Origin of the sequence: Mycobacteroides abscessus ATCC 19977 (genome assembly GCF_000069185.1) — a bacterium.
GTDB classification, from domain to species: Bacteria; Actinomycetota; Actinomycetes; order Mycobacteriales; family Mycobacteriaceae; genus Mycobacterium; species Mycobacterium abscessus.
The window spans coordinates 443,005-459,649 of record NC_010397.1 but is presented as its reverse complement, the minus strand read 5'-3'; the positions used below and the strand labels follow the sequence as shown (position 1 = coordinate 459,649).

The 16,645-nt window shown below is 64.3% G+C and carries 18 protein-coding genes and 1 pseudogene; 10 read left to right on the top strand and 9 right to left on the bottom strand.

All coding sequences use genetic code 11. The features are described 5' to 3' along the window. Positions 1-14: 14 nt before the first annotated feature. Positions 15-746, bottom strand: coding sequence for a DUF1275 family protein (locus MAB_RS02475; RefSeq protein ID WP_005113060.1), 732 nt, complete (start codon positions 744-746; stop codon positions 15-17). A 32-nt stretch (positions 747-778) separates the two neighbouring features. On the opposite strand from MAB_RS02475, the pseudogene MAB_RS25455 reads away from it, so the two are divergent. Continuing rightward, a pseudogene (locus MAB_RS25455) lies at positions 779-907 on the top strand (hypothetical protein); the annotation flags it as partial. 439 nt (positions 908-1,346) lie between these two features. Here the strand turns inward: MAB_RS25455 and MAB_RS02465 are convergent. Next, positions 1,347-1,631: a hypothetical protein gene (locus MAB_RS02465; protein ID WP_005113058.1), complete on the bottom strand. Its 285-nt coding sequence runs from the start codon at positions 1,629-1,631 to the stop codon at positions 1,347-1,349. A 95-nt stretch (positions 1,632-1,726) separates the two neighbouring features. Continuing rightward, positions 1,727-2,203 (bottom strand): hypothetical protein, encoded by a 477-nt coding sequence (locus MAB_RS02460; protein WP_005113057.1) that lies wholly within the window; start codon positions 2,201-2,203, stop codon positions 1,727-1,729. Between the two features lie 184 nt (positions 2,204-2,387). On the opposite strand from MAB_RS02460, the gene MAB_RS02455 reads away from it, so the two are divergent. The 5 genes from MAB_RS02455 (at position 2,388) to MAB_RS02435 (ending at position 6,231) form a co-directional block, all read left to right on the top strand. Beyond that, positions 2,388-2,594: a heavy-metal-associated domain-containing protein gene (locus tag MAB_RS02455; RefSeq protein WP_005113056.1), complete on the top strand. Its 207-nt coding sequence runs from the start codon at positions 2,388-2,390 to the stop codon at positions 2,592-2,594. A gap of 46 nt (positions 2,595-2,640) precedes the next feature. Next, positions 2,641-3,195: a hypothetical protein gene (locus tag MAB_RS02450; protein ID WP_005113054.1), complete on the top strand. Its 555-nt coding sequence runs from the start codon at positions 2,641-2,643 to the stop codon at positions 3,193-3,195. Between the two features lie 70 nt (positions 3,196-3,265). Beyond that, complete coding sequence (gene lpqS, locus MAB_RS02445) at positions 3,266-3,715, top strand: putative copper homeostasis (lipo)protein LpqS (protein ID WP_012296314.1); 450 nt, start codon at positions 3,266-3,268, stop codon at positions 3,713-3,715. Positions 3,716-3,901: 186 nt separating this feature from the next. After that, complete coding sequence (locus tag MAB_RS02440; RefSeq protein ID WP_005113052.1) at positions 3,902-4,927, top strand: PLP-dependent cysteine synthase family protein; 1,026 nt, start codon at positions 3,902-3,904, stop codon at positions 4,925-4,927. Positions 4,928-5,010: 83 nt separating this feature from the next. Beyond that, positions 5,011-6,231: an MFS transporter gene (locus MAB_RS02435; RefSeq protein ID WP_050546853.1), complete on the top strand. Its 1,221-nt coding sequence runs from the start codon at positions 5,011-5,013 to the stop codon at positions 6,229-6,231. Between the two features lie 158 nt (positions 6,232-6,389). Here MAB_RS02435 and MAB_RS02430 read toward each other — a convergent pair whose 3' ends face one another. Then, complete coding sequence (locus tag MAB_RS02430; RefSeq protein ID WP_005113050.1) at positions 6,390-8,330, bottom strand: heavy metal translocating P-type ATPase; 1,941 nt, start codon at positions 8,328-8,330, stop codon at positions 6,390-6,392. Positions 8,331-8,360: 30 nt separating this feature from the next. On the opposite strand from MAB_RS02430, the gene MAB_RS25360 reads away from it, so the two are divergent. Continuing rightward, complete coding sequence (locus tag MAB_RS25360) at positions 8,361-8,564, top strand: hypothetical protein (RefSeq protein WP_005113048.1); 204 nt, start codon at positions 8,361-8,363, stop codon at positions 8,562-8,564. Between the two features lie 163 nt (positions 8,565-8,727). Here MAB_RS25360 and MAB_RS02420 read toward each other — a convergent pair whose 3' ends face one another. Beyond that, positions 8,728-8,928: a hypothetical protein gene (locus tag MAB_RS02420; protein ID WP_005113046.1), complete on the bottom strand. Its 201-nt coding sequence runs from the start codon at positions 8,926-8,928 to the stop codon at positions 8,728-8,730. A gap of 83 nt (positions 8,929-9,011) precedes the next feature. Here MAB_RS02420 and MAB_RS02415 point away from each other — a divergent pair, with 83 nt between their 5' ends. From MAB_RS02415 to MAB_RS02405, 3 genes are all read left to right on the top strand, one after another. Beyond that, on the top strand, positions 9,012-9,677 hold the full coding sequence (locus MAB_RS02415; RefSeq protein WP_005113045.1) for a hypothetical protein: 666 nt from the start codon (positions 9,012-9,014) through the stop codon (positions 9,675-9,677). 711 nt (positions 9,678-10,388) lie between these two features. Then, the gene (locus MAB_RS02410; RefSeq protein ID WP_005113044.1) at positions 10,389-10,619 is read left to right on the top strand and encodes an AbrB/MazE/SpoVT family DNA-binding domain-containing protein; all 231 of its coding nucleotides are present in this window, start codon (positions 10,389-10,391) and stop codon (positions 10,617-10,619) included. Then, a complete protein-coding gene (locus tag MAB_RS02405) occupies positions 10,612-11,385 on the top strand; it encodes a DUF5131 family protein (RefSeq protein WP_005113043.1) in 774 nt (257 codons plus the stop codon). Before MAB_RS02410 ends, MAB_RS02405 begins: the two co-directional genes overlap by 8 nt. Here MAB_RS02405 and MAB_RS02400 read toward each other — a convergent pair. The 4 genes from MAB_RS02400 to MAB_RS02385 all read right to left on the bottom strand — a co-directional run bounded on the left by MAB_RS02400 (position 11,372) and on the right by MAB_RS02385 (position 16,642). After that, positions 11,372-12,520, bottom strand: a complete 1,149-nt coding sequence (locus tag MAB_RS02400; RefSeq protein ID WP_005113887.1) for a three-Cys-motif partner protein TcmP — start codon at positions 12,518-12,520, stop codon at positions 11,372-11,374. The two genes, MAB_RS02405 and MAB_RS02400, sit on opposite strands and share 14 nt — an antisense overlap. Positions 12,521-12,754: 234 nt before the next feature. Further along, positions 12,755-13,222 (bottom strand): transposase, encoded by a 468-nt coding sequence (locus MAB_RS02395; RefSeq protein WP_005113040.1) that lies wholly within the window; start codon positions 13,220-13,222, stop codon positions 12,755-12,757. Then, positions 13,219-15,450 (bottom strand): tyrosine-type recombinase/integrase, encoded by a 2,232-nt coding sequence (locus MAB_RS02390; protein ID WP_005113038.1) that lies wholly within the window; start codon positions 15,448-15,450, stop codon positions 13,219-13,221. The genes MAB_RS02395 and MAB_RS02390 overlap by 4 nt, the downstream gene beginning before the upstream one ends. Then, positions 15,437-16,642 carry a tyrosine-type recombinase/integrase gene (locus MAB_RS02385; protein ID WP_005113036.1) on the bottom strand — a complete coding sequence of 402 codons (1,206 nt, stop codon included), beginning with the start codon at positions 16,640-16,642 and terminating at the stop codon, positions 15,437-15,439. Before MAB_RS02385 ends, MAB_RS02390 begins: the two co-directional genes overlap by 14 nt. Positions 16,643-16,645: the final 3 nt, after the last annotated feature.

The window sequence follows — 16,645 nt, the reverse complement described above, 5'->3', positions numbered from 1 at the left end:
TGATTCGGCAGTCCTCATGGCTGCTCGCTGCGGCCGGCCGCGCCCCCGGGCGCCACCAAGGTGTCCGCACCGGTGTCCTCACCGGTGTTCTCGGGTTCGCCGCGTTGGCTGGCTGACGCCGCCCGTCGCGGCCGGCCGCGGTGGTGATGCAGATTGGCGGCGGCCAGCGCGGCACAGACCGCGGCGGCTGGGATCAGCGCGTGATCACCGATGCGTCCGGCGATGATCACCCCTACAGCCGCACCGGCGATGAAGGCTGACACCGTGGCCGTAAGGATCGCGGCCCGCCACCGATCCACTCCGTGGTGGTAGCTGCGGGCCAGCAGCAGCCCCAGATCAGTAAGCGTCCCGGTGAAATGTGTGGTCCGCACGGCCATCGACGGAAATCCCGACGTCATCCCGTTCTGCAATCCGCATGCGGCGGCGGCCAGCGGCGCCCGGATCAGCGGGTGCTCGATTCCCGCAGCCGCCACCAGCAGCGCCGCCTCAGCCACCAGCACCGCAGCCTGGCGTGAGCCGGTGTGGGTCCGCGTTGGGGCCAGCACCGCACCGGCGGCGATGACACCGGCACCAAAGCCAGCCACGATCGCCGCGATCATGCGGCCCGAATCCAGCAGCGGATTGCTCGCATGCATACCCACCCGGGTGGTCAGCGCGGTCAGATTGCCCACCGGAAACACCCACACCAACAGCGCCACCGAATTGACGTAGCCGGCCACCGCGGCCAAAGACCCGTTGTAGCCCAACGCAAGTAGCCGCCCGCGGCCCCCGCAGGCGGCGTCTAGCACTGCACCGTGACGTACATGACGTGCGCGGCCAGGGTGCGCGTCGGTGGGCCTTTGCGTTGCGGCACCTGGTTGTAGATGTGCCGCCCGACCCGCACCGCGGTGGCGGTGCACTTGGCTAACGGTTTACCGGTGGTATCGCCGTTGATGATGACCTGATCGCCGCGGGTCTTCAACTCAGTGATGATGATCTGCGCGTTGCCAGGGGCTTGCGGTCCAGGTTCGCCTGGCCCGGCAGCGGCCGGGGCGGCCAGCATCACCGCGCTCACGGCCGCGGACAGCGCTCCTACGGCCAGGTGCCTAGGGGGCGCCTTGAGTGAGCGCCGTGATGTTCGCGGCGGTGCGCTCAGCGCGGTCGCCATGGGTCCGATCGTGGATGCTCTGAGAGCTGGCGTCATGAGTGAATGTCCTTGGATTGCAGCAGCATTGGTGGTACGGGGTGGTGTCGGTAGGCCTGCGAAGGTCAGGGACACGCCGTCGGCGGGGCCGCTGGCGGATGTCGGTGAGGAGGTGCCGCCCCCGCGTGGACGCAAGTTGGCGGGGGCGGCACCGGTTCGGGGGTTAGCGGTGCCCGCCGAAGCCGCCGTGTCCGCCCCAGCTGCCGTGGCCCCAGCCGCCGCCGTGTCCGCCGCCCCAGCCAGGGCGGGGCCAGCAGTTGTGGTGCCGGCAGCCGGGGCCGGCCGGTGCGGGCCCGGCGGCGCTGATCGTTGCCGGCGATGCCGGGTCCGGGCCAGCGGCGTAGCCGAGTGCCGGAGTTGACAGGGTCAGCGCGGCGGCGGCCAGGGGTGCGGCCATTGCCGCCAGGGCACGGCGAACAGGTACGCGGTGAACAGAGTTGATGAGCATGGGTGATTCCTTGCGTGAAGGGGCCACCGCACGGTGGCCACGAGTGGATGCGTTGACCGTGCGCCGGAGCCGCGTTGGCACCGGCGGACAGCTGGTCAGCGCCGCAGCACGCAGAAATGGTGCAAACGTGCACGTCCACTGCACAAAGAGCCGAGTTGGCCACGCTCGGGTGGTCCGCGCGAGGCGGGCACCCATGCCGCGGCGGCAGCAGCCAGCAGTGCGGTGGCCGCAACCACCAGGGTCCACCACCCGTGGCCGGGGCCGGCGGCGGCCATGGTCGCAAGGACCGCCGCCGGCAGCTGGCACCCGGAGTGAACATTCACGCCCTGTGCCGCGGTGCTGTGCATCGCGTGTACCGCGATCTGCGGGGCCCGCACGGCCTGGGCCGCCGCCGCGGCGCGCGCCGCCGATACACCCGCACCGTATGGGTCGTGCGCATCGAGCGCCGGGGAGCACCGCAGCGCCGGGAAGAGTGCGGCAGCCAGTGTCAACAGCAGCGTCAACGGCACCACCCATCGCGCCGCCGCGGCGCGGCCGCTGCGGGCGCGGGCACGATCGCCGGTGAGCGCCATCACCCCACCGTACACCCCAGCGCGCTACCCGTAGGGGGTATATGGCCAGAAGATGAACAGAGGCTCGGTCATCCGGATCACTGTTGGCGCACAAGACCGGACCGGATTGTTCCTCTACGCCCTGCAGTCATAACCCTACGGGGGTAGCCTGTCGATACGTTGGCGCGAGCAAGGAGGTCTCTCAATGAGTACGACGGCGCTGAAGGTCTCGGGCATGACTTGTGGGCACTGCGTGGCGGCGGTGCGTGAACAGGTGGCTGCCGTGCCCGGTGTCACCGGCGTGCAGGTGGACGTGGCTACCGGCACCGTCACCGTGACCAGTAGCGGGCCGCTGCCCGCCGAGGCGGTGCACGCCGCGATCCGCGCCGCCGGCTACGCACTGGCCAGCTAAAGGCCGCCACCCCTGTCAATCCCCGAAACCTGTGAAGGACATCTAGATGATTACGACACGCCTCCTGGCGCCCGCGGTGGGCGCAGCAAGCATCCTGGCCGGCGTGCTGGCCGCGCTCACCGCCTCCGTGGCCGCGGCAGACCCGGCACCGCCGATCCCGTTCATCCCGGCGGTGCCCGCGCCGCTGCCGGCTGTTCCGGGCAGCTACACCTACAGCTACTACAACTTCCCGGCGGTGGCGCCAGCCGCGGTGGACGCGCGCGGGATCAAGATCTCCACCAACGCCGATCCGGCGGCCACCGCTGCAGGGCTTCCAGGCAGCAAGCTCGGCAATGCCGCGCATCCGCCGAACATCCAAACCTCCTCCAGCACCCGATATGGAATCGCCGGGGGCGTGCGGCCGGCCTCGGCGCCGAGCACCACCGGTGTGCAGTTCGCGGCAGGCAATGAAAACCCCGCGCTGGAAGATCCCTACGGGCGCCCCCCACAGAGCATCGCCGGTACCGAGGCCGTCGCACCCACTGTCATGCCCGGCGCACCGACGCCACCCGTCCTGGAAGACCCGCACGGGCAGCCCCCTGCCCCCGCCGAGACTCCCTAGCGGCCCCGACGCATCACGATCTGATCACATACCCGGTAGGGGTATATGATTGCTGTGGTAGGTTGATGCTATGAGGATCTGGGGCCGGCGCCCTCGCTCTGGCCGGGTACGGCTGGGGCTGGTGGCGCTGCTGGCCGGTATCGCGGTGGCCCTGGGTGTGCCAGTGGCGCATTGTCTTGCCGATGCCAACCAACACGTGCGTCCCGAACATCACCATCAGGTACTGATCACCGTCTCGGGCATTGCCGCACCCAATCCTGCTGCGATATCGGCTCATCCGCACGCCGGTACTGCCATCCACGCCGCGTGGTGCTCGGTTATGGACCTGGCCGCGGCGATCAGCGCCCGCGCCGATAATCCGCTGCGTGCGTTGTGGGTGGTCGCTGTCGTTCTGGGCGCCGGTGTTGGCGCGATGTGGTGGTCCACCCATACCGGACGGGGGCCTCCGCAGCGCAGCCACCGCATAACCCCGCGCTTCGGGCGGATCCTTTTGACCGATCTGTGCATTATCCGCCGCTGAGGATCACCTGCTGGGCTGGCGCAGCGACCTGTGTCGCTGAGGGCTGCCCATACGCCCGTGACCATCTTGCGGCCGCTTCCTGGTGGCCCCTCACGCAGGGACTTTTCCTTCATGAACAACAACATTGCGCTGTCCTCTCGCCGTAGCTGCACCCACCTGGGCCCGAAGTTTCACGACCCCAACACCTTGGTGGGCAACACCCCGGTGCTGTGGGTGTCCGAACCCTTCTCGGGCCCAGGGACCGGTTTTTGGGCCAAACTCGAAGCCCATAACCCCAACGGCATGAAAGACCGGCCCGCCCTCTACATGGTCGAGCGTGCCCGCGAGCGCGGCGACCTCAAGCCCGGCGCCATGATTGTCGAATCAACCAGCGGAACATTGGGTTTGGGGCTGGCGCTGGCCGGCATCATCTACCGTCACCCGGTCACACTCGTCACCGACCCGGGACTAGAACCGATCATCGTGCAGATGCTCACCGCCTACGGCGCCGTGGTGGACATCGTGACCGAACCGCACCCGATCGGGGGCTGGCAGCAGGCACGCAAGGATCGCGTCGCCGAAATACTAGCCGCCGAACCGGATTCGTGGTGCCCCGATCAGTATCAGAATCCCGATAACGTCGACGCCTACCGCGGCGTGGCCGAGGAGCTGATCGACCAGCTCGGCACCGTCGACACGCTGGTGTGCTCGGTGGGTACCGGTGGACACTCGTCGGGGGTGGGACGGGTACTGCGCGAACATAATCCGAACCTGCGGCTGGTGGGTGTCGACACCATCGGGTCGACGATATTCGGGCAGCCTGCCAGCACCCGGCTGATGCGCGGGCTCGGTTCGAGCATCTACCCGGGCAATGTCGACTATCGGGCGTTCGACGAAGCCCATTGGGTTGCGCCCAATGAGGCTGTCTGGGCCGCCCGCACGCTGGCCGCCAGTTATCACGCCAGCGGCGGATGGAGCGTCGGAGCAGTCGCGTTGGTGGCGGGCTGGGTGGCACGCACCTCAGAGCCCGGTACCCGGGTGGCCGCCATCTTCCCCGACGGCCCGATGCGCTATCACGGCACGATCTACGATGACGATTACTGCCGCAGCCACGATCTGCTGGACCGCCCGCCGGCGCAAGATCCCGACGTGATTGACGATCCGTCGCAGCGGGTGGTGGACCGATGGACCAGGCTCACCCATGTGATCGACCCGCTCGGACGCACGGCGTGACCGATGCGCACCTGAGAGCACCCGGAACTGGCCAGACCGTGTTTGGCCAGTTCCGGTCTTTCGATCGGCCCAGCCAGATATTGATGGTGAACCAGTTCGCCATCAATGTCGGCTTCTACATGCTGATGCCGTATCTCGCCGGATATCTGGCCGGGCCCTTGGGCTTGGCCGCGTGGATGGTGGGACTGGTGCTCGGGGTCCGCAACTTCTCTCAGCAGGGCATGTTTCTGGTTGGTGGCACGCTGGCCGACAGGTTCGGGTACAAGCCGCTGATTGTCGCCGGATGCTTCTTGCGGACCGCCGGATTTGCGATGCTGGCGTTCGTCGGTACTCTTCCGGCGATATTGATCGCCTCGGCGGCAACGGGTTTCGCCGGTGCTCTCTTCAACCCGGCGGTGCGTGCCTACCTGGCCGCCGACTCCGGTGAGCGCCGGGTAGAGGCCTTCGCGGTGTTCAACGTCTTCTACCAGGCGGGCATCCTTTTCGGACCGATCGTCGGCTTGGCGTTGACGGCCTGGGACTTCCGGATCACCTGCGCTGTCGCCGCGGCGGTTTTCGCATTCCTGACGGTGATTCAGTTGATGGCGTTGCCGCCGAACCGGGCAGAGTCGGAGCGCAACGCCGACCGTGCTCCGGTGCTGACCAGCTGGCGTTCGGTGGTGTCCAACAAGGCCTTCCTGTTGTTCTCGGGAGCCATGATCGGTTCGTATGTGCTGACGTTCCAGGTGTACCTCGCACTTCCGCTGCAGGCGGCGCTGCTCACCGACGACAAGAAATCCGAAACAGCGTTGGTGACAAGCATCTTCGTGGTGTCGGGGCTGGTGGCCATCGCGGGTCAGGTGCGCCTGACCGGCTGGCTTTCCGCACGCTTTGGTCCCAGTCGCAGTCTGGTACTCGGGATGCTGGTCATCGGAACGGCGTTCGTACCGCTGGCGCTGCTGCCCACAGCGGCGTCGGCAGGGCAACTCGCCGCGATCGCCGCGCTGCTGTTCTCGGCGGCGCTGCTGGCCGTGGGGACCATCGCGACTTTTCCCTTCGAGATGGACACCGTGGTCAGGCTGGCCGACAACCGGTTGGTGGCCACCCACTACGGGCTGTACAACACCATCGTCGGTATCGGCATTCTCGCGGGGAATCTGCTGACCGGCTCGGTGTTCGGCTACAGCCAGCAGCACGGTGTGCCCTCGTTATTGTGGGTGTCACTGGAGGTTGTCGCGCTGGTGTGTGCTGCCGCGCTCTTGGCGTTGCGGCGCGCCGGGCTCCTGGACCCGGGCCGGGCAAGCGGTGTCGGCGGGGACCGATGAGCGCTGCTGCGGTGATCGGCAGGCGGCGCGGCAGCTGCGCGCTAACGCAACCGCTGCCGGGCCGCATGTCGGCGCCGCCGCAGGTGCTGGACCCGTTTAGGCAAGCGCCTGAATCCGTTGGCCCCACGTGCTGTCGGCCCGTCAATGCCCCGGCCGGGTTAGGAGTTCAGCATGTTACGGGCGCTGGTTTGTGGGCGCAGGTCCAGGCGGCGCAGCAGCTGGGAGTTTAAGGCGACCACCACTGTCGATAGCGACATCAGGACCGCTCCTGCGCTCATGGGCATGACGAAGCCGATCGGGGCTGCCACTCCTGCAGCCAAGGGCACCGAAATGAGGTTGTATCCGGCGGCCCACCAGAGGTTTTGCTTCATCTTGCGGTAGCTGGCGCGGGAGAGCTCGATGACCGAGAGCACCGAGCGGGGATCCGAGCTGGCCAAGATGACCCCGGCCGAGGCGATGGCCACGTCGGTTCCGGCGCCGATGGCGATACCCACATCGGCTTGGGCCAGGGCCGGGGCATCGTTGACGCCGTCGCCGACCATCGCCACGGTGTGGCCTTCCTGTTGCAATTGGGCCACGGCCGCCGCCTTGTCCTGCGGGCGCACCTGCGCAAAAACACGGTCCACCCCTAGCCGGCCCGCCACGGTATCGGCCACCGCTTGAGCGTCGCCGGTGATCATCACGACCCTGACCCCAAGCTTATGCAGGGCTTTGACGGTGTCGGCGGATTCGGGGCGGATATCGTCGGCCAGGCGCAGCGCCGCGGCGACCTGCCCATCGAGCAGCACATGCAAGATGATGGCGCCCTCGGTGCGCCATTGCGCGGCCACCGCCAGCTCACGGCTGCCGCGAGCATCCAGCAGCGCCGGACCACCTACCTGCACGCGGGTCTCGGCGACCTGCGCGCTGACCCCCAGTGCCGGTTCGGAGGTGAACCCGCTGGCTGCCGGGATATCCAGGCCGCGTTGCCTGGCGGCGGCCACGATGGCGCGCGCCAGCGGGTGTTCACTGTCGGTCTCGGCGGCTGCGGCCAGGGCCAGCACCGCATCGCCGTCATGTCCGGGGGCCGCTTCGATGCCGGTCAGGGTCGGGGTGCCCTTGGTCAAGGTGCCAGTCTTATCGAAGAGCACCACATCGACGGTGCGCATCTGTTCCAGGGCCAGGCGGTCTTTGACCAGAACGCCGCCGCGGGCGGCGCGCTCAGTGGCGATCGAAACCACCAGCGGGATGGCCAGCCCCAGCGCGTGTGGGCAGGCGATGACCAGCACTGTAATGGCTCGCACCACCGCGGCATCGGGGTGCCCCAGCGCCGTCCAGGTAACTGCGGTGATGATGGCCGCTGCCAGCGCGAACCAGAACAGCCAGCCGGCCGCGGTGTCAGCGACCCGCTGAGCCCGCGACGTGGAGGCCTGTGCATCGGCAACCAGCCGTTGGATACCGGCCAACGCAGTGTCGGCGCCCACGGCACTGACCTGCACGCGCAACCCAGAATCTGTGGCCACCGTACCGGCTACTACCTGCTCACCGACCCCACGGCGCACGGGCGCTGACTCACCAGTCACCATCGACTCGTCCAGGCTGGCACTGCCCTCGACGACCCGGCCATCGGCTGGCACCGACCCGCCGGGGCGGACCACCACAATGTCACCAACACGCAAATCAGCCAGCGGTACGGTCACTACCTGCTGGCCTTGGACACGCTCAGCGGTATCCGGGAGCAGCGCAGCCAGCGAATCGAGCGCCGAGGTCGTCTGCGCCAAAGACCGCATCTCGATCCAGTGCCCGGCCAGCATGATCACCACCAACAGCGCCAGCTCCCACCAGAAACTGAGCTGATGGTCGAGCACCCCGATACTTGCACCCCAGGAGGCGGTGAAAGCCACCGTAATAGCCAAACCGATCAGCAGCATCATTCCCGGTGTGCGGCTACGGATCTCGCTGACCGCACCCACAAGAAACGGCTTGCCACCCCACAAATACACCACCGTGCCCAGCACCGGAAAGACCCACCGCGCCCAGCCGGCGTCAGGTAACTGATAGCCGAGAAGCATCGCGAACATAGGATCGAAAACCACCACCGGGACCGCGACAACCAACATGATCCAAAACAATCTGCGGAACTGCCCAACATGATCGCCGTGGCCGTGATGGCCCCCATGGCCCTGACCATGATCCTGGCTGTGATCGCGGTGGCCTTCCTGATGGCCCGCATGCTGATCACACTGATGTGCGGCTGCCTCATGCTCGGTATGGCCGGGCATGCCCGACGGGTGTTCCTGATGGTGCCCGGAATGCTTCGGTACGGTATCCACCCACCCAACATATACCCCTAGGGGGTATATGTTCAAGTGTCGTGTGCTCCTTGCTCACCGGTACGGCAAGTACAGCTCTACAACATCTGTCACTGTCGATCCCATCGATCGGGTGTCCTGCCCGCGCGACGGACTAGGGTGGGAATACGACCACACACCGATTTGCTTGTTCGCTGGATCTGGGTCAGGGCTCCCAATATCGACCGAGAGAGTTGAGCACCACATTCGACGACCACCCCGGCGATGCCGTACCGCCGTGGTCGATGCTGGTACTCCAGTGCTCGGGGCCGGCATGGCTGGTCCGCACTTCATCTTGGTCGACAAAATGCACCCCGGCGACACGGTCGCCGAAGTCGGTCCATGTCAGCGGTGTCTCGGTAGGCAAAGCGAAAAGGACAAAGGATGGCCAGACATTGACATGTATGCACCTGAGTTAGCTGTCCCCAAATACGCATTAGAGGGGCGTCCTTGATCCAGGACTGGCATCCAACCGATCCGGTTGTGGCGAGGCTGCGTTTTGAGGTTCTGACGGCCTGCGGCGTCGATGATCCTTATGATCATTCGTTTTACGAACCGGAGGTGGTTGCCGAGCATCTGGGTCGCTGGTTTCGGAGGGTCGTTCCGGACATGCTGGTGGCGGCCGACTATGACGCCATCGAGCGGCAGGGTGTGTTTTTGACCCACTACGAGGGCGGCGGGATGTACAGCTGGGATGGGGCTGTGCAGAAGGCATTTCCCGAATTTCCGTACCAGGGGCATGATCACCGCTGGCGCATTGAGGATGTCCCCGAGGTGCTGTTGCGCGGAATGCACCTGTACAGCGAGGCTTTCGGGCGGCTGGCAAATTCGCTGGGAATAAAGTCAATTCGGGTGTGGCGCAGGCTCCGCGCCGATCGTGCCGCACAGCAGATCGAGCATCGCGTCAAGCCGGTGTCCTCGGTCTCATGGAATCGTGCCCACATGATTCGCCACGATGAGGACGACCCCGCATACGTGCTGATGGTGGCCGATGTGGATCCGCGTGTTGTTGTCGGTGTGACCGTGGGCCGCGAATGTCATCCGGTGGTCACGCCCTTTCAGATCGGGCGCGGACCAGGGCACGCAGACGTGCGTTGGGTGGTGGAGACGGCCTAACGGGCAGTTCTCGTCCGTGGCGCCATTGAAGCTCGCTACGGCTGTGATGCGCGATAGAGGCCAGGGCTTCGTGCAGCTTTGGTCCTGCTGTTCCGAAAACTGTTGGGCTTCTTTAGCTATACGGCGCAGCTCTTGGGCTTTGGCTGAGGCGATATCGACGCCAGCACATAGGTACTGCGTTCGATTGCCTGCGACACAAACTGGGTCCACCAACACTTGAAACCAGGTTCTGGCCATCACACTATGGACCGCAAGGAACAACGACAGCAAGACCCCGTCGACTACAAGGGCTTCTAGAGTCGGTGCGGGTAGGCCGTTGTCGATGGTGCACGGCACCATCATGTTCCCCACGAATGCAATGAGATAAAGGAACGATGCCAGAAAGAGCACGTAGCTGATCACCGCGTAAGCGATGGCCACTACTCCTCTCATCACGTACCCCTTTCAGCGCTGTTGGTTCCAGGCGGTGCCGAGTTGGTGTCCAACGGGCATTTCCCCGACCCGGCAGATGACAGGCGCTGAGCATGTGTTGCGGGGTTGGCAATCGAGTCATAATCGGCAAAAGCTGTGGGCTTGCGCTCAGTGACCCCATGTTGCGGCAAATACTGCGATCGGCTCGCACCACGACCGTGGTCCCGTCCCTGCAGAAGCCCTGGTCAATCCTTGTGACTACTGAGTACAATTAATACAAATACTTGTACTGGAGTGAGAATGTCTGAACCGCACGGTCCGATCAAGATCAGCGGCAACCGGCAGATCGCCTTGCCGAAGGCGCTGATGGAGCGGCTTAGTCTGCGGCCCGACGACTCGGTGTATGCACTCGCTGACGATCACGTGGAAGGCGCCTTGTTGATCGTGCCTGTTGAGCGGGTCACCGAATGGCAGCGCCTCGGCAGGGCCCAGGAGGCAGCCGAGCGCGAAAGGATCGAGCACGATGGCTAAACAAAATTCGGCGATCGAGTGGACCGAGGTGACATGGAACCCCACGACGGGGTGTGACCGTGTCTCGGCGGGCTGCGACTCGTGTTACGCGCTGGCGCTGGCGGCGCGGCTCAAAGCGATGGGCTCGCCGAAGTATCAACAAGATGGCCACCCAGCGACCTCTGGGCCCGGGTTCGGGCTCAGTCTTCACCCTGATTCGCTCGATGAGCCTTATCGGTGGCGTAACCCGCGGGTGGTGTTCGTGAATTCAATGTCCGATCTGTTCCATGCGAAGGTGCCCGTGGAATTCGTGCGCGATGTCTTCGCTGTTATCGCCGACACGCCACGGCACACTTACCAGATTCTGACGAAACGGTCGGTACGGCTGCGGCGGGTCGCCGACAAGCTGGACTGGCCGCCAAACCTATGGATGGGCGTGTCTGTCGAGAACTCCGATGCGCTATCGCGAGTTGACGATCTGCGATCTGTACCTGCTGCGGTTCGGTTCCTGTCTTGCGAGCCGCTTTTAGGAACACTCAAAGGCATTGATTTACAGGATATTTCGTGGGTAATTGCCGGTGGCGAGTCTGGCCCGCGCTATCGGCCGATGCAGTTGGCGTGGGCTCGTGAGATCCGCGATGCTTGCGTGCAGGCCGATGTGCCGTTCTTCTTCAAACAGTGGGGAGGCAGGACGCCTAAAGCTTTGGGCCGTGAACTCGATGGGCGTCGGTGGGACGAAATGCCTTCGGGTGGAAAGGTTCCAGGGAAGCTCGCTAGCGCCAAATAATCCAGTCTCTGGGTTGTGGGGCAGTATCGTCTAGCTGGACCTCGTTGGCTTTGTTCAGTTCCCGCACAGCCTGACGGACCTGTTTTTCTTGGGCTAGGCCAAACGCTGAACCGAAGACCGCTTCGGGATGATCAACCAACTTGGCTCTGCCCCTGTCTGCCAGTGCGGTGATGTTCTCCTTGAGCTGTGCATATGCACGCTGACTCTCCGATTCGATCTGATCCTCAACGAAGTTGAACAGCATCCCTTCGGCTTCTTCGTCGTCGGGCCCAAGTACCCGAAGCCACTGTTGACGAGCATGTGCTAGTGCATCACCGAAGATCCACCGGCCGTGCGGCGCGCGGGTTAGAAAGACCAAGTAGTAGACGGGCTGGTGATGAATCTTGCGGCGCACCGGTACCACGACGGGGCGCATACCGGACTGTTCGGCAAGTCGCTGCGCATGTTGGTTTACCACCGCGTCGGCGGCTGCTTCCCATGTTCTTTTCGGGTTCTGTTCGTAAGCCGCCAAGGCGATCGGCTGCCACCACCGCCCACCGCACATGTTGTCGAGTTTGGTGATCGAGCCGTTGTGTAACTGCCCTTTGGAGACACATCCAGCGGCGCGGCGGATCAGATCCGCGCTGATGTTCATCAGTGCCTCGGTCGCGGGCCGCCGAAGCCTGCGATCCTGACTGAGGGTCTTGGTGATCGCTTCATATTGCACGTTAGCGCCGCACGGATCCAGGAAAAGGAACAGGGGTACCCCGGTAGCTCGATGAACGACCTCATCGAGGTAGTTCTCGACTTCGCCGTGGAACGCCTCGGCGGTGATGCCCAGACGGCTGTATTCGGCGGCGACGTCGGAGAGGGTGAGAAAGTCTTTGTGCTCGCGCTCGACGAGCATCACTTCCACGTGTGTGGTCCGCTGAATCTTGCGGGCAGCCAGTAACATCTGCTCGCCTGATGCTGGCTTTCCATCTGGATACCGGCCACGCCCGGCGAAACCATCGAGCAGCACCACACGATTGCCTTGCGCCCACTTACCGGTCATCGCAGCGAAGCGCGGAAGATAGCTTTGCAGAATCGCATGCTTGAAGACTGACTGAGACCGCGCTTCATCAAGAAGCCCCGCTGATGTGCCTTTGGCCACCACTACCCTCCGATTCGGTGGTGCCGGTATTCGATTTGACCAGCAATGTTACGCCGCTACACCAAAAGACTCCCGGATTGTGCGGGTGCGCGTGACATACAGTTTTTCGGCGCGCACACGACTGCGAGCCCCGATGTCAACCCGCTCCTGCTCGAACACAGCACCGCGAATCCGAAAGCCAGGCCACACCTGTGCGGCGGACTTTTGGCACCAGGGCTGAGCACCCACATTCGACGACTACCCCGGCGATGCCGTACCTGAACCTTTGTCAATGGAGGACTTGCCACGATGGCGGAGCTGCTCTGCGAGCGTGTAGATCTCACCGTGAGCTGCAGCCAGGTCCTCGTTGAGCCCTTTGATGGTTGCTTTCAGTTCAGCGATGTCGGCCCGATGGCCGGTCTTGAGGGCCGTGATCTGATTGCGCAGCGCCGCGATTATCCCCGATTCAGTTGTGGGCGGACCCTCGCCTTGATCGGCTGGCCGGATGACGGGTTTATTTGCGGCGGCACGGATTTGGGTGAGCAGGTCGGTGTGGTTGTAGATGGTTTTGCGGGACACCCCCGAGTAGCGGGACACGCTGTTGGGGTTTATAGGCAACCCCTTCTTCTTCATCTCCCGGATCGCTTGTTTGATCTTTCGGGCGGTGCTGGCCCGTAGTTGAGTGGTGTGCCGTCGCAGGCCTTCGGTGGAACGCGGTGTGCTCATCCGGTCGGGTGGTCCGGTCGGCGGGCTTTGTCGAGTGCTGACTGATGGGACCCGCGAGTGACTATGGGCAACAGCGGTATCCGCTCGGCAGTGGCTGGCCCGCCAACGGCCTGGGCCTCACCTAGTTCCTTTGAGCTCAGGCGGCCGATAATCGCATTCAGGGACGTGATTTCGCGGAGTCGTTCGGCAACCCAAACGTTCTCATCGGTCAGCTCACGTCCGGTTCGGGCAAGTACCTGCGCCCGGCGTTGCTCCAGCAGTGTGTGGGTTGCGGCACGCTGAGCGACAAGTTCCTCAAGATGCGTACGGTCGGTGGCGAAATGCCCGCAGGACAAACAGGCGTTGCCCTTGTCGCATGATTTTAGCGGCGGCAGCAGGCACACCCCGTTCGGCAAAATTCGGTCGGTACGCTTGCCGAGTTGGGTCATGTCGTAGATGTCATTGGGGCTGATCGCTATGTCGGCGCCGTGGGCACCGATCTTCTTGTGTTTGAGGAATTCTGCTTCGGCGGTCGCGGCAAGGGTGGCGGCATAGCGGGCGGTCATCTCGGGGCTCTTGTGCCCCATGTAGCGCTGCACGACGTGAAAGGGCACTCCGTCGTTGAGTAGTTCGGTGGCACGGGTGTGCCGGAGCCGGTGGGTTTGGGTGAACCGCAGCTTGTGTCCGGCTGAGTCGGTCAACGCGTGGATGGCATCGAGTCTGCGCAGCGCGTTTAGATAGGAACTGTAGGCGCGGGGCCGTTGGCCTTGATGCTGATGCAGCATTCCGACGAACAGGTACTTGGGACGTATGTCCGGGTGGTGTTCGGCGAGCCAGCGCTGCTGTTCGGTGATGATGTCGACCACGGGCTGTTCGACCAAGATCGTGGGGTCGACGCCCTCGACTTTGGTCTGCTGGTAACGCAGCCGGGCCACGAATGTCTCGTTGTCAGAATCCGGTGGCCGATCCACTCCGGGAATGGCTGAGAGCGGATCATGATCAAGCATCAAGATTTCCGAGGCCCGGCGCCCGGTCATGGCTTGCAGCAGCCATATTCGCGCCGCCTGCGGATCGCCCAGACCTGGCGCTACGGTGATGGTGCCGTCGGGCTGATTGAGAATGATCCTCTGGCTGGTGCGTGCGGCCAGCACATCCAAATAGGTGAGCATCCGTTGCAGATCGGCGGTGCTGTACCACGTTAGTTCGCGGTATTTCTTGGCTCTACGGGGTTGGTAGGCCGGAGCCCATAGGCGGGTGTGCCCGACGGTGATGTCTTTCCAGCGCATGTTTGAGGTTGCGGCGGCAGCTTCGGCGGCATGGTCGTACATGAAGGTGTAGAAGGACTGCACCTCGTATTGGATCTCGGCGACCATGTAGTCGGTCAATCCGCGTTTGTTGGCTGAGGCTTGCGGGCTGCGCAGGTGGTCCAGGAAATCGAGAAACACATCGCGCAGCGTGTCGGGGTCGGTGCTGATCAGCGGATCGTGCAGGTGGCCGCGTGCGACACAGAAGGTGCCCAGTTGCCGGCCCAGGTTGCCGCTGCGGCTGATGACCGTTGTCCAGGTGAACAGTTGATGTGTCAAGGCGGTACGCATCCAAAAGCGCACCCCTTCCCGCAGCCAATCAGGTTCTATTCCGGCGAGTTTGAGTGCTTGTTCGTGGCGTGGTTCATGTTCGCGTTGCGGGATACGCGGGTCGATACGCAGGTCCCACAGATCACGGGACCACCAGGGTGCCTCGCTGCAGCGCACGGCCAGTAGCACGAACAATTTGTCGATCGTGTAGCCCAGGTTGCGGCGGTAGCCGGCGGTGGGTAGACGGCCGTTGCGGCGCTCAAACGACACGACGGCGTGTCGCATGATCTCGGAGGCGGTCAAATCGAGCAAGCTGTGCGGGGGGCGGCCATGTCGGCGCTGGTAGTCCTCGATGACTGCCGGCAGGGCCCGCAGGAACCATTTGAGATCTCCGGGATCGATGCGGCACAACCCTTCTCGCCAACAGATGTACACCCACCAGGCCAGCTCGTCGGCGAATCTGGGCGGGCCTGCCGGGGTGAAGTCATAGCCCTGCCCGTTGCTGCGGGTGCGGTAGTAGTTGTTGAGTGTGAAGACTTCAGAGGCTGGCGCTGTATCGATCCGGTAGATCGGCGTGCGCCATCGCGGGGGCACTTGTGCCCATTGGTGAGCCCAGGATGTATCTGGTCCCGCCGATTTCGGTGTGAGGTCTTCTGGAGGGTTAGTGGGGGTCATCGTGCAGGCCCTTCCATCCGGCGACGAAGTTTCTCCATTCGGCCACGCTGCGCATTTCGGCGTCCTCGGTCACCCAGCCGTAGGTGGACAAGGTGGTTTGGATGTCTTGGTGCCCGAGCCGGCGCATCACCACGTGCGGTGGCACACCTGATAACAGCAGCGCGGTGGCATGGGTGTGGCGCATCCAGTGCGGAGACCAGTCCTTCGGCACGGCGCCTTTGGCGTTGTGGCTGATGCTGCGGACCTTGGCGTACACGGTCTCGGGGCGTGTCGGCGCGTACAGTTGGCCGCCGGCGAGGTTGACGAACACGAAGTGCGTATCAAGGTCCGGCACGTGCTCATGGGCGCCGGTGTCGACCAGATGCCACACGTACGCCGAATACAGCGCTTCCAGATCATCACCCACGTAGATACGGCGGTGTCCGCCTTTGACCCGCACCCCGGCCGGATGGTCTTGACGGGGAACGACTTCCACCCAGGGGGTGCCGCCGGCACCGATATGTACGTCGTGGTGCCGCAATGTCAATGCCTCACCCATTCGCATCCCGGTCTCGGCCAGCAGCGCGAACAGCAGCCGATCGCGCAGCGCCGCCGGTGACCCGCTCCATTGCCCACTGCGGTCCTGCACAGCACACAAGTCCAAAATTGTGCGTACCTGCTCTGGTAGCAGCACCGGTGTGCGGCTGGTGTTTCCGCCTCGTACCCGGTAGATCGGCCGTGGTTTGCGCACGGGGCGTCCCACCCCGGCCAGCAGCGGGATATATCGCGCGCGTCCCGGCTTACCCAAGGTGCCGTACAGGCGTTGATACGGAGCGTCCAGATTGTGCGCATGCGCGTGGTAGCGGTAGAACGAAAGCACCGCCGCGGCCCGCTGCTGCACTGAGGCTGCCGATAGCCACACCGCTGGTGGCCCGATGCGGCTGGTGCCCGGCAGGTCCCCGGTACGTAGATAAGTGAGGAATTCTCCGAACAGTGCGGTCGTAACGTCGGTCCACCCGGTGTTGGTCTCTTCCAGCAGATTCCACCACGCCGCTAAGCCTGCGGCGTAGGCACGCAAGGTGTTCGGGGATGCTTGATCATCGCGCAGGAACTGCAGGTACTCGGTCACCGGCGCGATCGGCAGGTGGTCTTGTCCCAGGACGGTGTAGGTGTGCGCGCGGCCGGTCAGGGTGATCCGTTGAGTGCGTGCCACCGC